Here is a 19182-nt window from a genome sequence, read left to right on the forward strand (position 1 = left end):
GGTTTTAAAATGAAATTTACTTTGTCGTGGTTAAAAGATCACTTAGAGACAGATGCATCTTTGGATGAAATTTGTGAGAAATTAACCGCTATCGGTCTTGAGGTTGACCACGTTGATGATCGCTCTTCTTTAAAAGATTTTGTGATTGCAAAAGTTTTAACCGCAATAAAACATCCTGATGCAGATAAACTTCAAATTTTATCAGTGGATATGGGAACTTCTACGCCTGTTCAAGTCGTCTGTGGAGCACCAAACGCGCGCGCTGGGCTTGTTGGTGTTCTTGCACGACCAGGTACTTATATTCCAGGACTCGATGTGACATTATCTATCGGAAAAATTCGCGGTGTTGAAAGTTTTGGGATGATGTGTTCACAAGCAGAGCTTGAATTATCAAATGAACACGATGGCATTATCGAACTTCGGGAAGATAGTCCCATTGGAGTTTCGTTTGCTGCTTATGCTGGTTTAGATGACCCGATCATTGATATCGGATTAACCCCCAATCGCTCTGATTGCACAGGTGTTCGCGGTATTGCACGTGATCTTGCTGCCACTGGAATCGGACAATTAAAAGAATTATCTTTACCAAAATTTGAAGCTTCCTTTGATACCCCCCTCGATGTTTTATTAGATTTTTCGCGAGATTCATCGTTATGCTTAGGTTTTGCTTGGCGTGAAGTGCGTAATGTTCAAAATGGCGCATCACCACAGTGGATGCAACAACGTTTGAATGCAATTGGTTTGAGACCGATTAACGCACTTGTTGATATGACCAATTACATCAGTTTTGACCTTGGTCGTCCGCTCCATGTTTTTGATGCAGATAAAATTAAAGGGAATTTGTATGTCCGTTGTGCTCGTAAAGGAGAACAACTTCAAGCACTTAATGGAAAAATCTATCATTTGAACATTCAGGATTGTGTCATTGCCGATGAAGAAGGTGTTGTTTCGATTGCAGGTATCATGGGGGGTGAAAGAACGAGTTGTGATGAAACAACACAGCGCGTTATTATTGAATCGGCACTTTGGGATGCAAAAAGCATCGCACAGACAGGGCGAACATTGGGTCTTATCAGTGATGCACGTTATCGGTTTGAACGAGGTGTTGATCCAGCTTTTATGGAAACAGGGCTTGAGATTGCAACAGAAATGGTCTTACGTCTTTGTGGCGGTGAAGTATCCAAAGCGAAAATTGTTGGCTATCAGCAACAAGAAACCAAACAGATCGCTTTTCCTTTTTCTGAAATTAAACGTTTGACACATTTGGAAATAGAGCCTGCAAAAGTCATCTTTATTTTAACGAAACTTGGATTTTGCGTTGAGGAAAAAGGAGATGTCGTTGCAGTAAAAGTACCATCATGGCGCCCTGATATTATGGGCAAAGCCGATTTGGTGGAAGAAGTCATGAGAATTTATGGATTAGATAAAATTCAGCCTATTCCTTTGGAAAACTTCACAAAAGGAAAAGAGCAAATTTTAACATGCGCGCAAATTCGTTCACGCGCTTCCCGTTTAGCTTTAGCTCATCGCGGTATGAAAGAAGCCGTAACGTGGTCTTTTATCTCTGAAAATCAGGCTCTTGCTTTTGGGGGAGGTCAAGCAGAGCTTAAACTGGTCAATCCTATTGCCACTGATATGTCAGTGATGCGTCCTTCTCTTTTACCTGGTTTGCTTCTAGCAGCACAGAGAAATGCTGATCGTGGTTTTTCTGATCTTGCTTTGTTTGAAGTTTCCAGCATTTATGAAGGCAATACCCCTGATAAACAACGACGTGTTGTAAGTGGGATTCGTCGTGGCACAGAGCAATTTGAAGGCGCTGGGCGTTTTTGGAATGGAAATGCAACCGCCGTTGATGTTTTTGATGCCAAAGCAGATGCTTTAGCTGTTTTAGAAGCATGCGATATAGATGTTGGGAAAGTACAGATTGAAGTTGAAGCTCCCGATTGGTATCATCCAGGTCGTTCAGGAGTCATAAAACTTGGATCAAAGATTATTCTTGGCTTTTTTGGTGTTCTTCATCCAGCAACCTTAGAAAAATTAGACATCAGTGGTCCTTTATGCGGCTTTGAAATTTTTCTCGATCAAATTCCAGAGCCAAAGAAAAAAGCAACAAAAAACCGTCCTCCTTTGAAATTATCGCCTTTTCAAATGGTGCGGCGTGATTTTGCATTTATCGTTGATAAAACGATTGCTTCTTCTCTTATTGTTCGTGCTGCTCAAGGAGCTGATAAAAAACTGATTCATTCCGTGCAAATTTTTGATCTTTTTGAAGATCAAAGCCTTGGTGAAGATAAAAAATCTGTTGCCATTGAGATTGTTATTCAACCGATTGAACGCACTTTGACAGATAAGGATCTGGAAGAAATTGCTGAAAAAGTAATAGAAAATGTCACCAAAATGACAGGTGCTTATCTTCGTCGTTGAGTATTTTCGGATTACTTTTATAAAGATAGGAGCACTTTTAAGTGCTCCTTTATTTTTTTAGGATTTGAGATCTATAGAATTCTTTTGAAAGAGAGTTTTACTAAAATCTATTTATTTATAATGATAATTTCTCATATTAAATAAAGTCTCTAATATTATAAGACTCACCATTTCAAATTATCTTTGAATGAATAAAAATCTTTTATTTTCGTACCTTAAAGTGGAGTGGTTATATAGAAACCATAAAAAAAGGAGTAAAAATGCCTCTTATACAGGCTCTCAAATGCCAAAGCCTATTGCAATATGAGGGATGGATCATGCAATATCGGGATTGAAAAAATGAAATAATGGTGCCGCATTTTGTAAAGTAAATGATGATGCTTAATGGATCTTATTCCCTTTGGGTGTATTTGCACCTTACAGGTATCGCCATGAAATGAATATAAGATGTTTTGTTAAAACAAGTGCATGAATGACATAATAAGTTTCTTGTTTTGAACCTTCTTTTTTTGTGAGGGGTGCGTAATTTCATTGAGAAATGAGAGTAAAAACATGGGAGAATATGCATTCCATGAATTCAAAGACATTGCTTGAGATGCTTTTTAAAAGTGCACAAATTGCATAATGGCTGTAAATAACGTGACTAACTGATCTATTAGCAGCACCGGTAACATACTAAAACCTTTTGGGTTTTCAAAATTCATTGTACGTCAAAACAAATTAAAAAGGGAAGATAATCGAAGGACGGTTTTTAGTTTGCATCTTCATATTTTTTCTAAAGAGGCTACGTTTGCGTTTCAAAAGACTGTAATATTTTTCTCCATTTTGGCAGATAAAAGCGAAAATTGCTTATAAAGCCTTTAAACGGAATATCTTTTCAAATGTGTACTTGTTTTAAGAAACATATTTCACTGCTTCTCAGTTTATTTCACGACAGCATCTATGAATGATATGGTATGATTAAAGTTTTATTCTGCATTAACCTCTTTAGCTTGGTAAAGGGCAAATTGGCTCCATTATACTTTCTCTTTTTTAGCTTTCATATAGCCGACAAGTCCTTGTATTGGAGAAAGGTCATAAAAGAATTTTTATCCCTTTTTATCGTTTTTGTTTACAGGTCACTCTGCTTAGAATGGACATATAAAAAGTAGTCATTGATTCATAATAAAAGGATTTAAATTGAGAAAAACCTATATTATTCAGTTAATAAACTGAATAAAACGATACGTTTCCTTATAAATTAATTTGTTATCATTCGGATTAGATGTTGATTAATGAGCAACAAAAAAACACAGACTTTATGAAATAAATAAATGCTATAAAAACATAAGCTTACCAGAAATGAATGAGAAAGATATTTCAGCTTTTTATAAAAGCTTTGCAAAACAACAAAGCAATTTTCCTTTAAAATCGCCCATTTTTTCAAGATGAATTTTCAAAGTGAAAAAGAATTGTTTTTAAAGGGCTTGAAAAGTTAATTTTTGTAAAAATTCTTCATTGCAAATGCAAAAAATAACTGTTATCGCTAAATGATAATGCAAATCATTCGCAATAAAGAGATAATTTAATGAATATAAAAAAGATTTTTACTCTAATTCTGGGAAGTCTTATTTTTTTTACTCCCAATTTAGCGGTATGTGCTGGTAAATTTAAAGCTGTTACGACATTCACCATTATTGCTGATATGGCGCGAAATGTAGCTGGTGATGCCGCTGATGTTGAATCAATCACAAAACCAGGTGCAGAAATTCACGAATACCAACCCACCCCACGTGATCTTATGCGTGCACAAGGTGCAAATCTTATCTTTTGGAATGGGTTAGAGTTAGAACTTTGGTTTGAAAAATTTTTTCAAAATATCAAAGATATTCCAAGTGTTGTTGTGTCAAAAGGTGTTGTACCAATTAAAATTGGTGAGGGTCCCTTCAGCGGTAAACCCAATCCTCATGCATGGATGTCACCGACCGCTGCTCTGATTTATGTTGATAATATTCGTGATGCTTTTGTAAAGTATGATCCTGAACATGCTGATACTTATAAAGAAAATGCCGAAATTTATAAACAGAAGATTCGCGCAACAATTGATCCAATCAGAGCTGAATTGTCAGCAGTTCCTCAAGATAAGCGTTGGCTTGTAACAAGTGAAGGTGCATTTAGTTATTTGGCACGTGATTTTGATCTGAAAGAACTTTATTTATGGCCAATCAATGCTGACCAGCAAGGAACACCACAGCAGGTTAAGCATGTGATTGATATGGTTCGCAAATACAATATCCATGCAGTTTTTTCTGAAAGCACAATTTCTCCAGCACCTGCTAAACAAGTGGCAAGAGAAACAGGAGCTAAATACGGTGGTGTTCTCTATGTTGATTCTTTAAGTGAGAAAAATGGTGAGGTCCCCACATATATTGATTTATTACGTGTCACGAGTGATCGTATCAGCAAAGCCTTATTAGAGGGAGTAAAAAGCCGATGACGGAATGTGGAATATTTGCCCAAGGAGTAACGGTAACTTATCGTAATGGACATACGGCTTTACGTGAAGTAAATTTTGAAAGTCCCAAGGGTTCTATTACAGCATTGGTCGGTGTTAATGGATCCGGTAAATCAACATTATTTAAAGCAATTATGGGATTTGTACGCCCCTCAAAAGGGAAAATTCGCATGTTTGATTTGCCCGTTGATATAGCTTTGAAAAAAAATCTTATTGCTTATGTTCCTCAAAGTGAAGATGTAGATTGGAATTTTCCTGTTCTGGTTGAAGATGTTGTCTTGATGGGGCGGTACGGTCATATGAATTTCTTTCGCTATGCACGGGCGCAGGATTATGAAGCCGTTCGTGTTGCATTGGAACGCGTGGATATGTTGCCTTTTGCCAAGCGCCAGATTGGAGAACTTTCAGGTGGACAAAAAAAGCGCGTTTTTCTAGCGCGTGCTCTGGCACAGAAAGCAAAAGCTATTTTATTAGATGAGCCGTTTACAGGGGTTGATGTTACAACAGAAGATAAAATCATTGCTTTGTTACAAGATCTTCGTAAAGAAGGAGCAGTAATCTTGGTCTCTACCCACAATTTAGGCTCTGTTCCAGAATTTTGTGATCATACAGTTTTAATAAAAGGAACCGTTTTAGCTTCTGGGTTAACAGAAAAAATCTTTACAAAGGAAAATCTGGAGAAAACTTTCGGAGGCTCTTTGCATCACCATATTTTTGATCTTCAAGGCACGAAAAAAAATGATGCTTTCATGGGGAGAAAACAGTCTGCAGTTTGCGAAAATATTGAAAGAGTGGGGCACGTCGCATGATTTCTTGGTTGCTTGAACCACTGAGCTATCAATATATGGTGAATGCAATGTGGGTTTCTGGATTAGTTGGGTGTGTTTGTGCCTTTCTTTCAGCTTTTTTGATGTTAAAAGGTTGGTCATTGATTGGTGATGCACTCTCCCATTCAATTGTTCCTGGTGTAGCAGGAGCTTACCTTTTAGGGTTACCTTTTTCACTTGGCGCTTTTTTTTCTGGTGGTCTTGCTGCGGCAGCAATGCTGTTTTTTAATCAGAGGACAAAACTGAAAGAAGATACCATTATTGGTCTCATTTTTTCTTCCTTTTTTGCTTTTGGATTATTTCTCAAATCATTAAAACCAATGGCTGTTAATATTGATACAATTGTTTTAGGAAATATTTTAGCAGTTAGTTCATCAGATATCATACAATTGGCTTTTATTGGTTTTTTCTCTTTATTTATATTGCTTGTGAAATGGAAAGATCTCCTTGTTTCTTTATTTGATGAAACACACGCTCGTGCCATTGGATTGAATGTAAAGTTTTTAAAGATTCTCTTTTTCACCTTGCTGGCTGCTTGTACCGTTGCTGCTATGCAAACGGTTGGAGCGTTTTTGGTTATTTGTTTGGTTGTAACGCCTGGGGCAACAGCTTATCTTTTAAGTGATCGTTTTGTGAATATCTTGGTTATTGCAGTTATAATTGGGACACTCACAAGCGTATTAGGTGTTTATGTGAGTTATTTTTTGAATGCACAAACGGGCGGAGTTGTCGTACTTTTTCAAGCATTCTTATTTATGTTAGCTTTTATTTTTGCTCCTAAACACGGATATATTGCTGCGCGTTTACGTATAAATGCAGCAAAAAAAGGTGTGATGTTATCATGATTGATCAATTACTACTTCCTTTTCAGTTTTCTTTTATGCTGAAAGGCATGCTTATTGTTATGATCCTTTCTATTCCAATGGCGATGCTTTCCTGTTTTCTTATTTTGAAAGGATGGGCACTGTTAGGCGACGCCATTTCCCATGCAGTCTTTCCAGGTGTTGTTGTTGGTTATATGACAACACCGTGGGTGATAGCACTTTTAACTTCTTTGCCATTTGCTTGGGTCCAGCATATGCGTCCAGAGAATATTACAATGACCTTGATTACTTGTGGTGCTTTTGTTGCGGGTATGGTTTGTGCGCTTACAACAGGCTTTTTGGGAGGTAACAGTCGTATCAAACAGGATACAGTGATGGGGGTTGTTTTTTCATCGATGTTCGGTTTAGGGCTTGTTTTGGCAACATCTATCTATAGTAGCTTAGATTTAAATCATATTCTATTCGGTAACCTGTTGGGTGTTAGTTGGCTTGATATTACACAGACAGCAATCATTTCTGCCATCGTTACTTGTACTTTAGGAGCAAAATGGCGCGATTTTATGCTGTATATTTTTGATTCAGTACAAGGACGTGCAATGGGATTGCGAATATCACTGCTCCACTATACCCTTCTCACGATGATTTCTCTTACAATTGTTGCGGCTTTGAAAGCGGTTGGTATTGTGCTTGTTATTTCTTTACTCATAGCACCAGGAGCAATTGCCTATCTTGTCACAAAACGGTTTTCTTTTATGTTAATGATCGCGATACTTATTGCAGCTTTTTCTGGCTTTTTAGGGATTTATCTTAGCTTGTTTATCGGCTCTGATTCTGCTTCCACAATCGTGTTAATCTTGACGTTGATTTTTATTGTCATTTTCATGATGACTTTCTTTCGGCGAAATACAGTTCAAGAAACTTGACGGTGATCAAATCTATGCATATCAGCAATGCATTTTTATATATTGTTTTTCATGCTTATTTTAATTAGACGTCGAGTCGCTAGGTTATTTTTCCTCCTAATGTCTAGCAAATGAATGCAGTACATTTTCTCCCCCCCCAATGCTGCATTCTTAATTAAGAGGCTGCATTGATTTATTCTGCAGCCTTTTTATTTTTTTGCTTTTCTAAAATCTCCTCTTATTTCTTGAAACCATTTAAAATAATTATCATATTGCAAAGCTATTTAGTATCTTGAAGGAACTTATGAAAGTCCAAGACACTTACACATAGAAATGTGTGGCACATAGAAATGGTGGCGAGGGGAAATGATGGAGAGGAATTATCCACTCAAACATATAAACGATGAAACAGATATAATTTTTTGCGTAAAATTTTACGTGGAGGAAAATAATACGAGAGAATGAAGAAATATTTCAAGATATCACATCCTTTGCGCCTCTGCTATTATATAGCAGGTTGGGCAATGGTTATATTAGGTATTATCGGTGTGGTATTACCTATTATGCCGACGATGCCTTTTTTGTTGATTGCCTCATGGTGTTTTACGCGTTCTTCTCCACGTTTTCATCACTGGTTGAATAATCATCGTATTTTCGGTCCCCCTCTTAAACAATGGGAAGAAAGAAGAGCTATCTCTCCATTTGTTAAAATTTTTGCAGTGATGAGTATGATAGGGGGGGGATTATCCTTTTTCGTGATGGTACACCCTCCTTTATGGATTTTTTTACTCGTTGCCGTTATATTATTGTTGATTGCTATTTATATCGTGACACGTCCATCTTCATAATGACATAAAAAAACTTTATGAGATGCCCTTTAGAGCTTTGACTTATTTGTTAGAATGATGAGAGAATCTTTTCCCTCACATTGTAGATATAAAACCTCCCTATTCAAAACGTATATGAACTAACAAGCTTTTTAAAAGCGATTGATTAATGATATACTTGTAAAATAATTTTATAAGCAAAGAAAATTATGCAAAAAGCCTTTTTAAAACTCATAAAAAGTTGCTTTGTAAACAATGATAAATCACATTCATGAAGAGACTTTATTTTTGTAAAGCATGCTCGTACAAATCTCTATATACATCTCTACTGAAAATACATTGATATTATATCTTTTTTTCTAACAAAGAATTTCGTTTGTTTTCATATCTCTGGATGAGAACATTGTATTCTTGCGATGATATGCGCGTAAATAAATTTTCTGACTTTGCATACAACTTATTCGAAATAAACATATTATAGCATTCTCTGTTTTTTATGAGATTCGAGAATTCTCACTCAACGTGCATAATGATAGTATCCTGTTATGCTGTAAAATGCCTTTATCTATAACAATGATATAAAGCATATAAGCTTCCTTAACTAAAAATTCCTTGGCAGATTAAATTTTTTAAAATGCATCGTGCATATTTTTCAAGTTTTGCTTATCGGTAAATAAACCGCATTGTTGGAAGCAAAGTGGAATCTGCTCAACGAGTAGCCTAACTATTTACAGATCCGTAAGGGTTAAAAATCCCCGTCTTTAGGGTGGAAAAATTAACCTTATAAACAATAGGATGCGTTAATATATCCGTTTAAAGAGCCAAAAAACTACATCTTGACAGGTCTAGTAACGCGCGCTTTATTGTCAAAAAAATTGATATAACGTTGTACTTCTTTTGAATCACCGATCGTTTTTTCAGGATTATCTGAAAGTTTTACGGCTGGTCGCCCATTGGCATAGGTCACCTTACAAACAAGAGAAAGAGCATCAAGGGTTGTAATTTCTTTAGGTGCACAGCCTGTAAAGTCATTGGTAAGATCAGTGCCCCATCCAAAACTCATGCGCACTTTCCCATGGAAGTGATGATAGGTTTTTTCAATTGTATCGACATCAAGTGCATCCGAAAAAATTAAAAGTTTTTCGCGTGGGTCTTTTCCTTTTTCTTTCCACCATTGAATAATACGTTCTCCACCTTCTATAGGGGGTGCACTATCCGGTCTAAAGCCTGTCCAATCTGCTACCCAATCTGGAGCATCACATAAAAATGCTTCTGTACCAAAGGTATCAGGTAAAACAATGAGAAGATTTCCACCATAATAACGGTTCCAATCTTGCAAAACTTGATACGGAGCTCTGCGTAATTCATCATCATTGTTGCTGAGAGCAGCAATGACCATAGGCAATTCATGCGCATTGGTTCCAAGAGCCTCTAAATCTGTATCCATGGCAAGAAGGACATTAGAAGTTCCCGTAAAAGAACTCCCAATACCTTCTTTTAATGCTTCAACACACCAGCGCTGCCATAAAAAAGAATGGCGGCGCCTTGTACCAAAGTCGGATATTTTAATATCAGGCAAATTTTTAAGACATTCAACTTTACTCCACATTTTTGCTTTAGCACGTGCATAAAGTACATCAAGAGCAAAGCGATCCAGTTTTTTCATCGCCGCACGTGAACGTAATTCACTGATAATAGCAAGAGCTGGAATTTCCCACATAGAGCTATGAGCCCATGAACCATGAAAATGAAGAATATATTGGCCATCTTTACGGGTTAGTTCATATTCTGGGAGTTGAAAATTCTCAAGCCACTGAAGAAAATCCGGTTCAAAAATTTGTTTGCGTCCATAAAATGTATTACCAGCAAGCCAGATCATTTCTTTTTTTGTAAAGCGCAAACTAAGAGCATGATCAAGTTGGGCACGCAATTCACTCTCATCAATATCATCGGCAAGACGTATTGTTTTAGAGCGGTTTATAAGAGAAAAAGTAACATTGACAGTGGGATAAAGTCCCCAAATCATCTGTACCATAAGAAGCTTATAAAAATCCGTATCGAGAAGTGAACGAATAATGGGATCAAGTTTCCAAGTATGATTGTAAACACGTCTAGCAATATCGGGATGATTCATAATCCTCTTTCTTTCAATCTCATAGAATCTAAACTTATTATGCACCAATACGGTCAATATAGGTGGTGCAAGAAGTATAACAACTCTACAATTTTTGGAAAAGAATAAAAAATCTGCTCTCTTTTTCCATTTTTAAGATTTAACAATACGTATAATTTCATGCTTACCTGTTTTTTGTAATTTTATACCTGTATGAATTTCGGTATATTCTTTGTCATTAACATAGAGCATATTTTTAGATCCCCATTTTACTTTAATGGTATAAACAGCCTCATAAAATTTCATTTTTACTTCACATTTTGGCCAAATAGAGGGTAAATGTGGCTGTAAAAACAATAGATCTCCTTGACGCTTTATTCCAAGGATAGCTTCTATTGCAGCACGATAAAACCAACCGGCTGAGCCTGTATACCATGTCCAACCACCTTGACCACATCGTGGTTCAACGGCGTAGATATCTGCCGCCATTACATAAGGTTCAACACGATAAGTTTCAGGATTTTGTCCATGGATAATTGGATTAATCATAGAAAATAAAGCATAAGCTTTATCGTTTTGTCCCATTTCAGCCAATGCTAAAATACTCCAAATAGCGCCATGGGTGTATTGCCCACCATTTTCTCGAATGCCAGGAGGATAACCTTTTATATAACCGGGTTCAAGAGTTGTTTTATCAAAAGGGGGCCAGAAAAGACGTAGAAGTTTTCCTCGTTTATCATAGAGATGTTCAAGCATTGAGGCCATAGCCTGTTTTTGGCGCTCAAGCGGTGCCATTTGAGAAATGACAGACCAAGATTGAGCAATGGTATCAATTTGGCATTCATCATTGCTTTGAGAGCCAAAAGGCGTTCCATCATCAAAATAACCCCGTCGATACCAAGCACCATCCCAACCGTTTTCTTCTAGGGATTTTTTCAAACGTTCAAGGTACGTACTCCATATTTGCATATGGCTGTTGTCACCACGTTTTTTGGCCAAAGGAATAAATGCTTGTAGTGTGCATCCAAGAAACCATCCCAACCAAGTGCTTTCGCCTTTTCCTTCAACACCTACCAAATTCATGCCATCATTCCAATCGCCACCTAAAATAAGAGGAAGACCGTGGGATCCACAGCGTTTAATGGCAAGGTCTAGAGCTAAAGCACAATGTTCATAAACTGTTGCAACCTTTGAGGATTGAGTGGGTTGAAAATAAGCGTCCTGTTGCCCACTTTTGAGAACATCACCTTCAATAAAAGGAATGAGCGTATCAAGAAAGGCATTATCGCCAGTGGTATTGACATAAAGAGCTGTTGCATATGCAAGCCAAACGATATCGTCAGAAATGTGTGTGCGAACACCAGCATTTGTTTCAGGCAACCACCAATGTTGCACATCCCCTTCAAGAAATTGGTGCGCTGCTGCATTTAATAATTGTTCATGGGCTAATTGCGGTTTCAGCAATAACAAAGATAAGCTATCTTGTAACTGGTCACGAAAGCCAAATGCACCACTTGCTTGGTAAAAGCCTGCGCGTGCCATAATCCGGCATGCATAGATTTGATAGGGAAGCCAATGGTTGACCATAATATCGAAAGAGGGATCAGGTGTTTTGACTTGGAGTGGAGAAACAAAATCTCTCCAATATCGTTTTTGTTGTGTGAGCAAAGTTTCAAAATCACTTGCACGTGCTTGATTGAGTAATTTCTCAGCTTCTTTTCTATTTTCAGCGCTGCCAAGATAAAAGATGATTTCTTTTGTTTGCCCTGGTTGAAGATCAATATCATAGGAAAATGCTGAACAAGGGTTACATCCTGCTTCAATGGTATTCGAAAGTGCGCTGGCTTTACGGATCGCATTTGGGTGTGTTATGCTTCCCGTTGCACCGATAAATTCGCTGCGATTGGTTGTGGTGCTGGTTGGCATTTCCGATGCTGATAAAAATGTGACTTGTTGAGATTTTTCAATGTGATAAGGATTTTCAATGAAATGTACCCCTCTTTTAGCCTCATAAGAGGGAATAATGAAGGGAGCATATTTTGTACGAACATTTCCTAAAACCCATTCAACATAATTATAAAGGCGTAAACTGCGTGGTTTTTCCCCTTTATTCTTGAGGATAAGACGTGAAAAGCGAACAGGTTTTTCTGGGTCGAGTGTGTGGGTCAGTTCTAATGCGATTTCTGAATGTGTCGATTTAAAAGTTGAGAATCCAAAACCATGACAAGCCTCATAAACAACATTTTCAGCACATTCTACAGCAGAAACAGGTGAAAAACGTTTTAAAGACTGGCGATCAACCAGATAAAGTGCTTCGCCTGGCCGGTTAGACGTTGGATCATTCGCCCAAGGGGTTAATTGATAATCGCGGCTATTGTTAACCCAAGTAAAAATGGCACCTTCAGCAGAAACATGAAAACCAAACCCATGATTAGCAATAATATTAATCCACGGATGCGGTGTCGTGGTGTGTCCATAAAGACGTATTGCGTAATGATTATGCTGATTAAAACCACCATAACCATTCCAATATTTTAGATCTTCCCCATCAATGAAAGGAGAAGAAGGTTTTTGTCGGCTAGCAAGACCAATGGAAGCAAAAAGATTTTGTTCAGTTTGTGTTATAATTTGCCTTCCCTTGTTATGTCTTGGTAAGTCTAATTGATCATGAGGTCCCTGATAATTTTTACGAATTGAGAAATCAAAATCATTCCCCTCAATTCGTTTAAGCTGTTCAGATAGAGAGCCATTTTGGGCATCAAGAATAATGCGTGCTGATGCAAGAAGCGTTTTAAAACTTTGTTCATTTATTTGATCACGCCGAAGTGTAAAAATATGTTGGCGTTCATCTGTTTTTTGCATGTGATGTCGATAAGATTCGCATACCCATTCAAGGACGCGTTGTGTATTTTGTATATAGGAAAATGCTTGTTCATTGAGAATGACCAAATCAACAATAAGACCACGCATACGCCAATATTCATGTGCTTTAAGGAGTTCACGCAGTACAGTTATATTTCCCTCGTTATTTAATCTAAGAAGACAGAGTGGATTGTCTCCTGAGATGGACATGGGCCAAAGATCAGACTGTTTTCCAAGCGTTTTTGCCAATATTTCAGAAGGAAGACGCCATGTTCGATCAGGATAGATAAGCGGCGTTGCATATTTTTGATAAACAATCGCTTCTTTAAGCTGAGTTCCACTCTGATACAGTGCAACTTGTGAGCGTGTCCATGCCATTGAAAGTTCTTTTTGAAACATATCAGGTTGTCGATAATGTTTCATATGATTATGCAGTGCTTCTTTTGTATGCGCAGCAAAAGTCCAAAAGATAAGTTCTGCTTTTCCATGAGCTGGAATTTTTATACGGCATCGCAATGACATAATAGGATCAAGAACGCAACCTTGACTGTTACTAAAACGAGCATTTTGGTCAAATGCAGCGGGACGATGAATGGATCGCCCCCGACCAATAAACAGAAAGCGATCTGTTTCAGCTTCTGTCTCTTGAAGAGTATCCGTTGTACTGGAAACAAAATGGGCAATATAGATCTCAGGATCGTTAGGTGAGCGTTTGCGCCTTTTGGCAAAAATTGTTTTGCCTTCCTCAGCAATTTCCGTCTCTATAAACATCCGCGAAAAAACAGGATGAGCATTATCCATATCCATTGTTGCGAGCGCTAGTTCACCATAAGAGGTAACTTCAATAAGACAATCTTTGTTTGTTGTATTTATCAGTTGAAGACGTCTCCCTTCACCGCATCCTTCAGATGTAATAAGACATTCAAGTGTTGATTTGATACCATCAACCATTTTTGTATATTCAGCCTTTTCATCTGTAAAAATGCTGACAGCTTCTTCTTCAATAACGCGTGTTGGTTCACACGTCACAGACCACCACCGTCCACTATGTGTATCGCGTAAGAAGAATAAAGTCCCTTGTTGATCTTCTGTTGCATCAGGAATAAAGCGTGTAATCGCATAATCGTGCCAACGGCTATAGCCAGAACCATTCGCTGTTAGCATGGTAGAATAAGAACCATTTGATAAGAGCAAAGTTTCGCGTGGTTTGAGCAACGGATTTGTAATAATGCGCAAAGGAGCAGCATTCAATGTTTGAGACTTATTGCGTATACCATTAATCGCTTTGGTGTGAATAATAGGAATAAGATAGGGAGCACACTCTTGTAAAAGCAATTGCGTTGCTTCAATAATGGGATCACGATGAAAACGATCACGCATTCTCCCTTGAAAAATAACATTGTTAAGAGCAAGAATAGACATACCATGATGGTGTGCATAATAATTGCGTACAACAGCGTATTTTTCCCCTGTCTTTACGCGTGAAGGAGTAAAATCAATAGAGTCATAATAACCGTATGTTCCTAAAGCTCCAAGATCACGGAGTCGTTTTAAATTGGCAACAGCGCGAGAAGGAGCATATTGTGCCGCTAGGAGGCTGGCATAGGGAGCAATGACAGTATTGCGTGAGAGACCCCGTTGAAGTCCGAGGCTTGGAACACCAAAATGAGCATACTGATAATTCATCAAATGATCACGAGCGTTAAATGCGGCCTCTGAAATACCCCATGGCAATTCCCGTGTATGAGCATATTGTATTTGACATCGAATAACCAATCGATTTGTTTGATCTAGTAAAGAGCCTAAAGGTTCATGCATTACAAGAGATGGCATAAGGTATTCAAACATGGAACCAGACCATGAGAGGAGCGCACCTTTCCAACCTACGGGAATGAGGAGTCGACCAAGATGAAACCAATGTTTAAGTTTTATATCTCCTTTTGCAATGGCAAAGAAGCTTGCAAGACGTGCTTCTGAAGCAAGCAGATCATAACAATTTTCATCGAGTTTGTTTTCTTGTACACGATATCCTATCGATAAAAGATGCCGTTTAGGTTGTTCTAAAAAATCAAATTTCATGTCAAAGGCTATTTGCCGTGCCGCTGTAGCCAACCTATTTAGTTTTTTGCATAATTTTTCAGTATCAAAATGAACCGTTGCATCATGATGATGAGCGTCGCAGGTTTCGATAAGGCGTTTAACCCAAGAAAGTGCACAAGCAGATTCTATTGTTTGAATTTTTTGGTCGAGTTCATTGACTAAATGTAGAATATCGTGGGCCGCATATGAAAGATCCTTAATGTGAGAAGGGATCGTATTTTCTTGGTCTACAAAAGTACAGACAGAGTGATGAAAACGAGTGATATTTTCTTCGATTCTTTGCCGTAAGGAACATAAACTGGGTTGATGATCTGGAATTTCTTTGACAGTTTCTTCAAGAATAGTCAGAACATCCGATAAGGCTTCTCGATCACTTTGAAAAAGAAGAGATGGTTTTTCAGCCCATTCACTTAAAGCAGAAGAAAGTGTGATCAAATGACCAGCAAGATTTCCTGAATCAACGGTTGATACATAAGTGGGTAAAAGAGGTCTGAGTGTATCGGTTTCATACCAATTATAGAGATGACCACGGAACTTTTCCATTTTTGCAAGAGAGCGTAATGTACATTCAATACGGGTGATGGTCTCTTCAAAACTAATCCAGCCAAAATCACGGGCAGCAATAATAGAAAGAAGATAAACCCCGATATTCGTAGGAGATGTACGTTGAGCAACAAGAGGTTCAGGATCTTCTTGAAAATTATCGGGAGGCAAATAGTTGTTTTGTGCATTGACAAAGGTTGCATAATAAAGCCACGTCCGCCGTGCAATAGAACGAAGCATTTTTTCATCTTTTGAAGAAAGATAAAGGCTATCTTGAAATGTTGAAGATCGACTCACAACCCAAGCAATGAAAGGTGAAAAAAACCATGCTATCCCTAAAGGCAAAGCAATAAAGCTTACAAAAACATCAAAAAAAAGAGGGAGCGCTATAGCAAGAGCACCAATAAGCGATGCTGGTGCCATTGTAAGCACGTAGAAACGCAAACTATTGGGCATTGATTTTGTTGCGACAAAAGTTTTCCATTCAAGAAGATGCTGTTTTGAAATCGTCATACGATAGAGTGTACGAATAATCGCATCAGTCATAAAATACGCCGAATGAGCAAGAAAAGTTACTTTGAGAAATATATAAGTGCTTGTAAGAGCAGTTTTATTCCAAATTAATTGAAAATGTCCGCGCAAAGAATGATCTATATTGGATGCAACGAGCGTTTTTAATACACATAAAATGGGTGCAATGAAGATGCTAAGCAATAAAAATATCTGCCAGACAATTGCACTCTTTAATGGCAAAAGAACCCATCCTGCAAATGCTGCAATTAACCACATCAGTGGCGTGAGAGAACGACGCAAATTATCCTGCATTTTCCAACGCGTCACCAAGCTTATTTGACGAGGCAAAAAAAGATAAGGCAAAAGTTGCCAATCACCGCGAATCCAGCGATGATAACGCATAACATCAATATTATAAGCTGTTGGATAATCCTCAATGACGGCTATGCTGCTTACAAGAGCACTACGAGCGTATCCTCCTTCTAAGAGATCATGACTGAGAACCGTATTTTCTTTAACTTTGCCGTGAAGTGCTTGTTCAAATGCATCAATATTATAAAGACCTTTACCGATAAAGGTGCCTTCTCCTAAAAGATCTTGATAAGTATCAGAAACAGCAAAAACATAAGGATCAATCCCACGGTTGGTAGAAAAAACCCGTTGGAAAATTGATGTTTTTTTTTCTGTTGTCAGAGAAGGAATAATACGTGGTTGCAAAATGCTATAGCCTTTTACAACTTTTCCACTTTGCGGATCAAAAATAGGATGATTGAGCGGATGGTTAAGCTTTCCAACAAGTTTTGTGACGCTTTCAGGGGTAAGACGTGTATCGGCATCCAGCGTCATAACAAAACGGCAATCCATAGGAAGATATGGACTGGTAGGGTAAAAGCTCGTATTTTTATCACCTCTTAAAAGCCGATTGAGTTCATGAAGTTTTCCCCGCTTTCGCTCCCATCCCATCCAACATTTTTCGCTGCTATTATAAAGACGTCGGCGATGTAAAAGGAAAAAAACAGGAAATTCATCACGATGATAACGACTATTGAGTTTATCAATGCTTCTTTGCGCATAGTGCAACAAATCAAGATCATCTTGCGTTTCTCTCAAGGGAGCATCCACCCAATCTGTAATGAGTGCAAAATGAACAGCACCTTTAGGATTGGAAAGATAGTGCACTTCAAGATTATGCACTTGCGCATCAATATCATCGCGTGATGTCATCAAAGTAGGCACAACAACCATTGTACGTGCATGGCTCGGAATACCTTCTTTATATTCATAACCAATGAGCTGTCTTGATGGAACAAACCACGAAATAACCGTATTAAATAAAGCACAAACCGCATCCATAGCAGGAAAAAGCGCCAATACAGTCAAACAAAGGGATAACCATGGTGTCATACCAGATATTTGTAAAAGGATGTAAACTACAAGTAAAAGAGCAAATGTTAGAAAAGAGATAGGAATAGCAATGACTCTCAGTTTTAAGCAATAAAAAGTGCGTGCCCATTTTATGAGAGGAGGCGGAGTATATCCACACGCCTTTTCAAAGGCATCACGACCATCATCGACAAGATACCACCCAATAGAGGAATAATGAGGCGTATCTTCAAAGGTGGTGTTGGCCATTTCTACAACTTTATGGGAAATTTCCAGCTCGCTAAGAGGCGAAAAACGTGCAATTTTTTCAATGACTTGTCGATAAGTACTGCGTGAATGAGAATCAATTTCAGAAAAATCACTATTCTTACGCAAAATAGCATCAACACAACTGACTGTTTCAAACCATACAGTCCAATCAACATCATCTATAGCTTTAAGAGCACGAATAATATTGCCCATGGTCACACCATCTGCCGCTTGTCGAGTGTGTTCATCGGCTGTTGCGCTTTCTAAGCTACTTCCTTGACTTTCCAATTGCCTTTCAAGCCAAGTTAACGCTACCGTTGAATCGACAGATGCACTGCGTAAGCGATAGAATAAATGCGCTGAAAAAGTTGAGTCAGCAGTGAATGGTTTGTACTGCGTAAAAAGAGCGTTTAAACTTGTTTTATTTTCTACAAGAGAAATTTTATCAGCTACTTTACCCGCAAGATGGCGCATATGCCCCGCTTTTTCGATATGCACTGAAAGACGACGAACATTTTCAATGAGCAACATTTGCATAACAGAGGGAAGAGCCCACAATTCACCAATTGTGAGCGCACAAACTTCTTGAAACCCATTGATCATAGCCGTAAGCGTTTCTTGTGAGAAGCTGCTATCGGTATGTGCAATATAAAGCCAAGTTAAAGCAAAAATACGTGGTATCCCTGCTTTTCGAGTAGAAAGAGGAAGTTTCTTTATGAAGGACTTTGGAAGATTACGGCGTAATTGTTGTATGGTTTTATCAATGGTGTAATGATTATCAATGAGCCATTGAGCAGATGGTGCAACAGTTTCATCATTTTGAGCAGCAAAATCACTGGTATGAAAGGCATGAAGGATAAGCTTAGCATTTTCATTCAATCTCTTGCGAAAATCCACTACTCCTTCATATTCAGGAAGTAAAATTTCTTTGTCAGAAGCTATATCATGTCCTAGATTATGAAGATCTTCCTGTGCTTTATAAATTGCACGAAGAGGAAAGTCCGTATTAATAAAATAATTTTTTCCCTTCTTGTAAGAAAAAAGTATTTTATGAGAGGTATTGTGCACGCCATAATGTCCTATTGTTATTCAATTACATCGTTTTTTATTTAAATTGTAAG

Annotated in this window: 7 protein-coding genes and 1 pseudogene; 6 read left to right on the forward strand and 2 right to left on the reverse strand. The window is 38.0% G+C overall.

Going from position 1 to position 19182, the window contains the following annotated elements; genetic code table 11:
- The first annotated feature begins 9 nt into the window (after positions 1-9).
- The 6 genes from pheT (at position 10) to B5V81_RS01725 (ending at position 8319) form a co-directional block, all read left to right on the forward strand.
- Complete coding sequence (pheT, locus tag B5V81_RS01700) at positions 10-2424, forward strand: phenylalanine--tRNA ligase subunit beta (RefSeq protein WP_212111590.1); 2415 nt, start codon at positions 10-12, stop codon at positions 2422-2424.
- 1567 nt (positions 2425-3991) lie between these two features.
- Positions 3992-4900 carry a metal ABC transporter substrate-binding protein gene (locus tag B5V81_RS01705; RefSeq protein ID WP_212111591.1) on the forward strand — a complete coding sequence of 303 codons (909 nt, stop codon included), beginning with the start codon at positions 3992-3994 and terminating at the stop codon, positions 4898-4900.
- Positions 4897-5727 (forward strand): manganese/iron ABC transporter ATP-binding protein, encoded by an 831-nt coding sequence (locus B5V81_RS01710; protein ID WP_212111592.1) that lies wholly within the window; start codon positions 4897-4899, stop codon positions 5725-5727. Before B5V81_RS01705 ends, B5V81_RS01710 begins: the two co-directional genes overlap by 4 nt.
- Positions 5724-6590, forward strand: a complete 867-nt coding sequence (locus B5V81_RS01715) for a metal ABC transporter permease (protein ID WP_212111593.1) — start codon at positions 5724-5726, stop codon at positions 6588-6590. The genes B5V81_RS01710 and B5V81_RS01715 overlap by 4 nt, the downstream gene beginning before the upstream one ends.
- Positions 6587-7492 (forward strand): metal ABC transporter permease, encoded by a 906-nt coding sequence (locus B5V81_RS01720; protein WP_212111595.1) that lies wholly within the window; start codon positions 6587-6589, stop codon positions 7490-7492. Before B5V81_RS01715 ends, B5V81_RS01720 begins: the two co-directional genes overlap by 4 nt.
- Before the next feature lie 440 nt (positions 7493-7932).
- A complete protein-coding gene (locus tag B5V81_RS01725; RefSeq protein WP_212111597.1) occupies positions 7933-8319 on the forward strand; it encodes a YbaN family protein in 387 nt (128 codons plus the stop codon).
- An 808-nt stretch (positions 8320-9127) separates the two neighbouring features.
- Here the strand turns inward: B5V81_RS01725 and pncB are convergent.
- A complete protein-coding gene (gene pncB / locus B5V81_RS01730; protein ID WP_212111598.1) occupies positions 9128-10432 on the reverse strand; it encodes a nicotinate phosphoribosyltransferase in 1305 nt (434 codons plus the stop codon).
- Between the two features lie 132 nt (positions 10433-10564).
- Positions 10565-19134: pseudogene (locus tag B5V81_RS01735) on the reverse strand (glycoside hydrolase family 94 protein).
- Positions 19135-19182 lie beyond the last annotated feature (48 nt).

Origin of the sequence: Bartonella queenslandensis (assembly GCF_018155095.1) — a bacterium.
Taxonomy (GTDB): Bacteria; Pseudomonadota; Alphaproteobacteria; order Rhizobiales; family Rhizobiaceae; genus Bartonella; species Bartonella queenslandensis_B.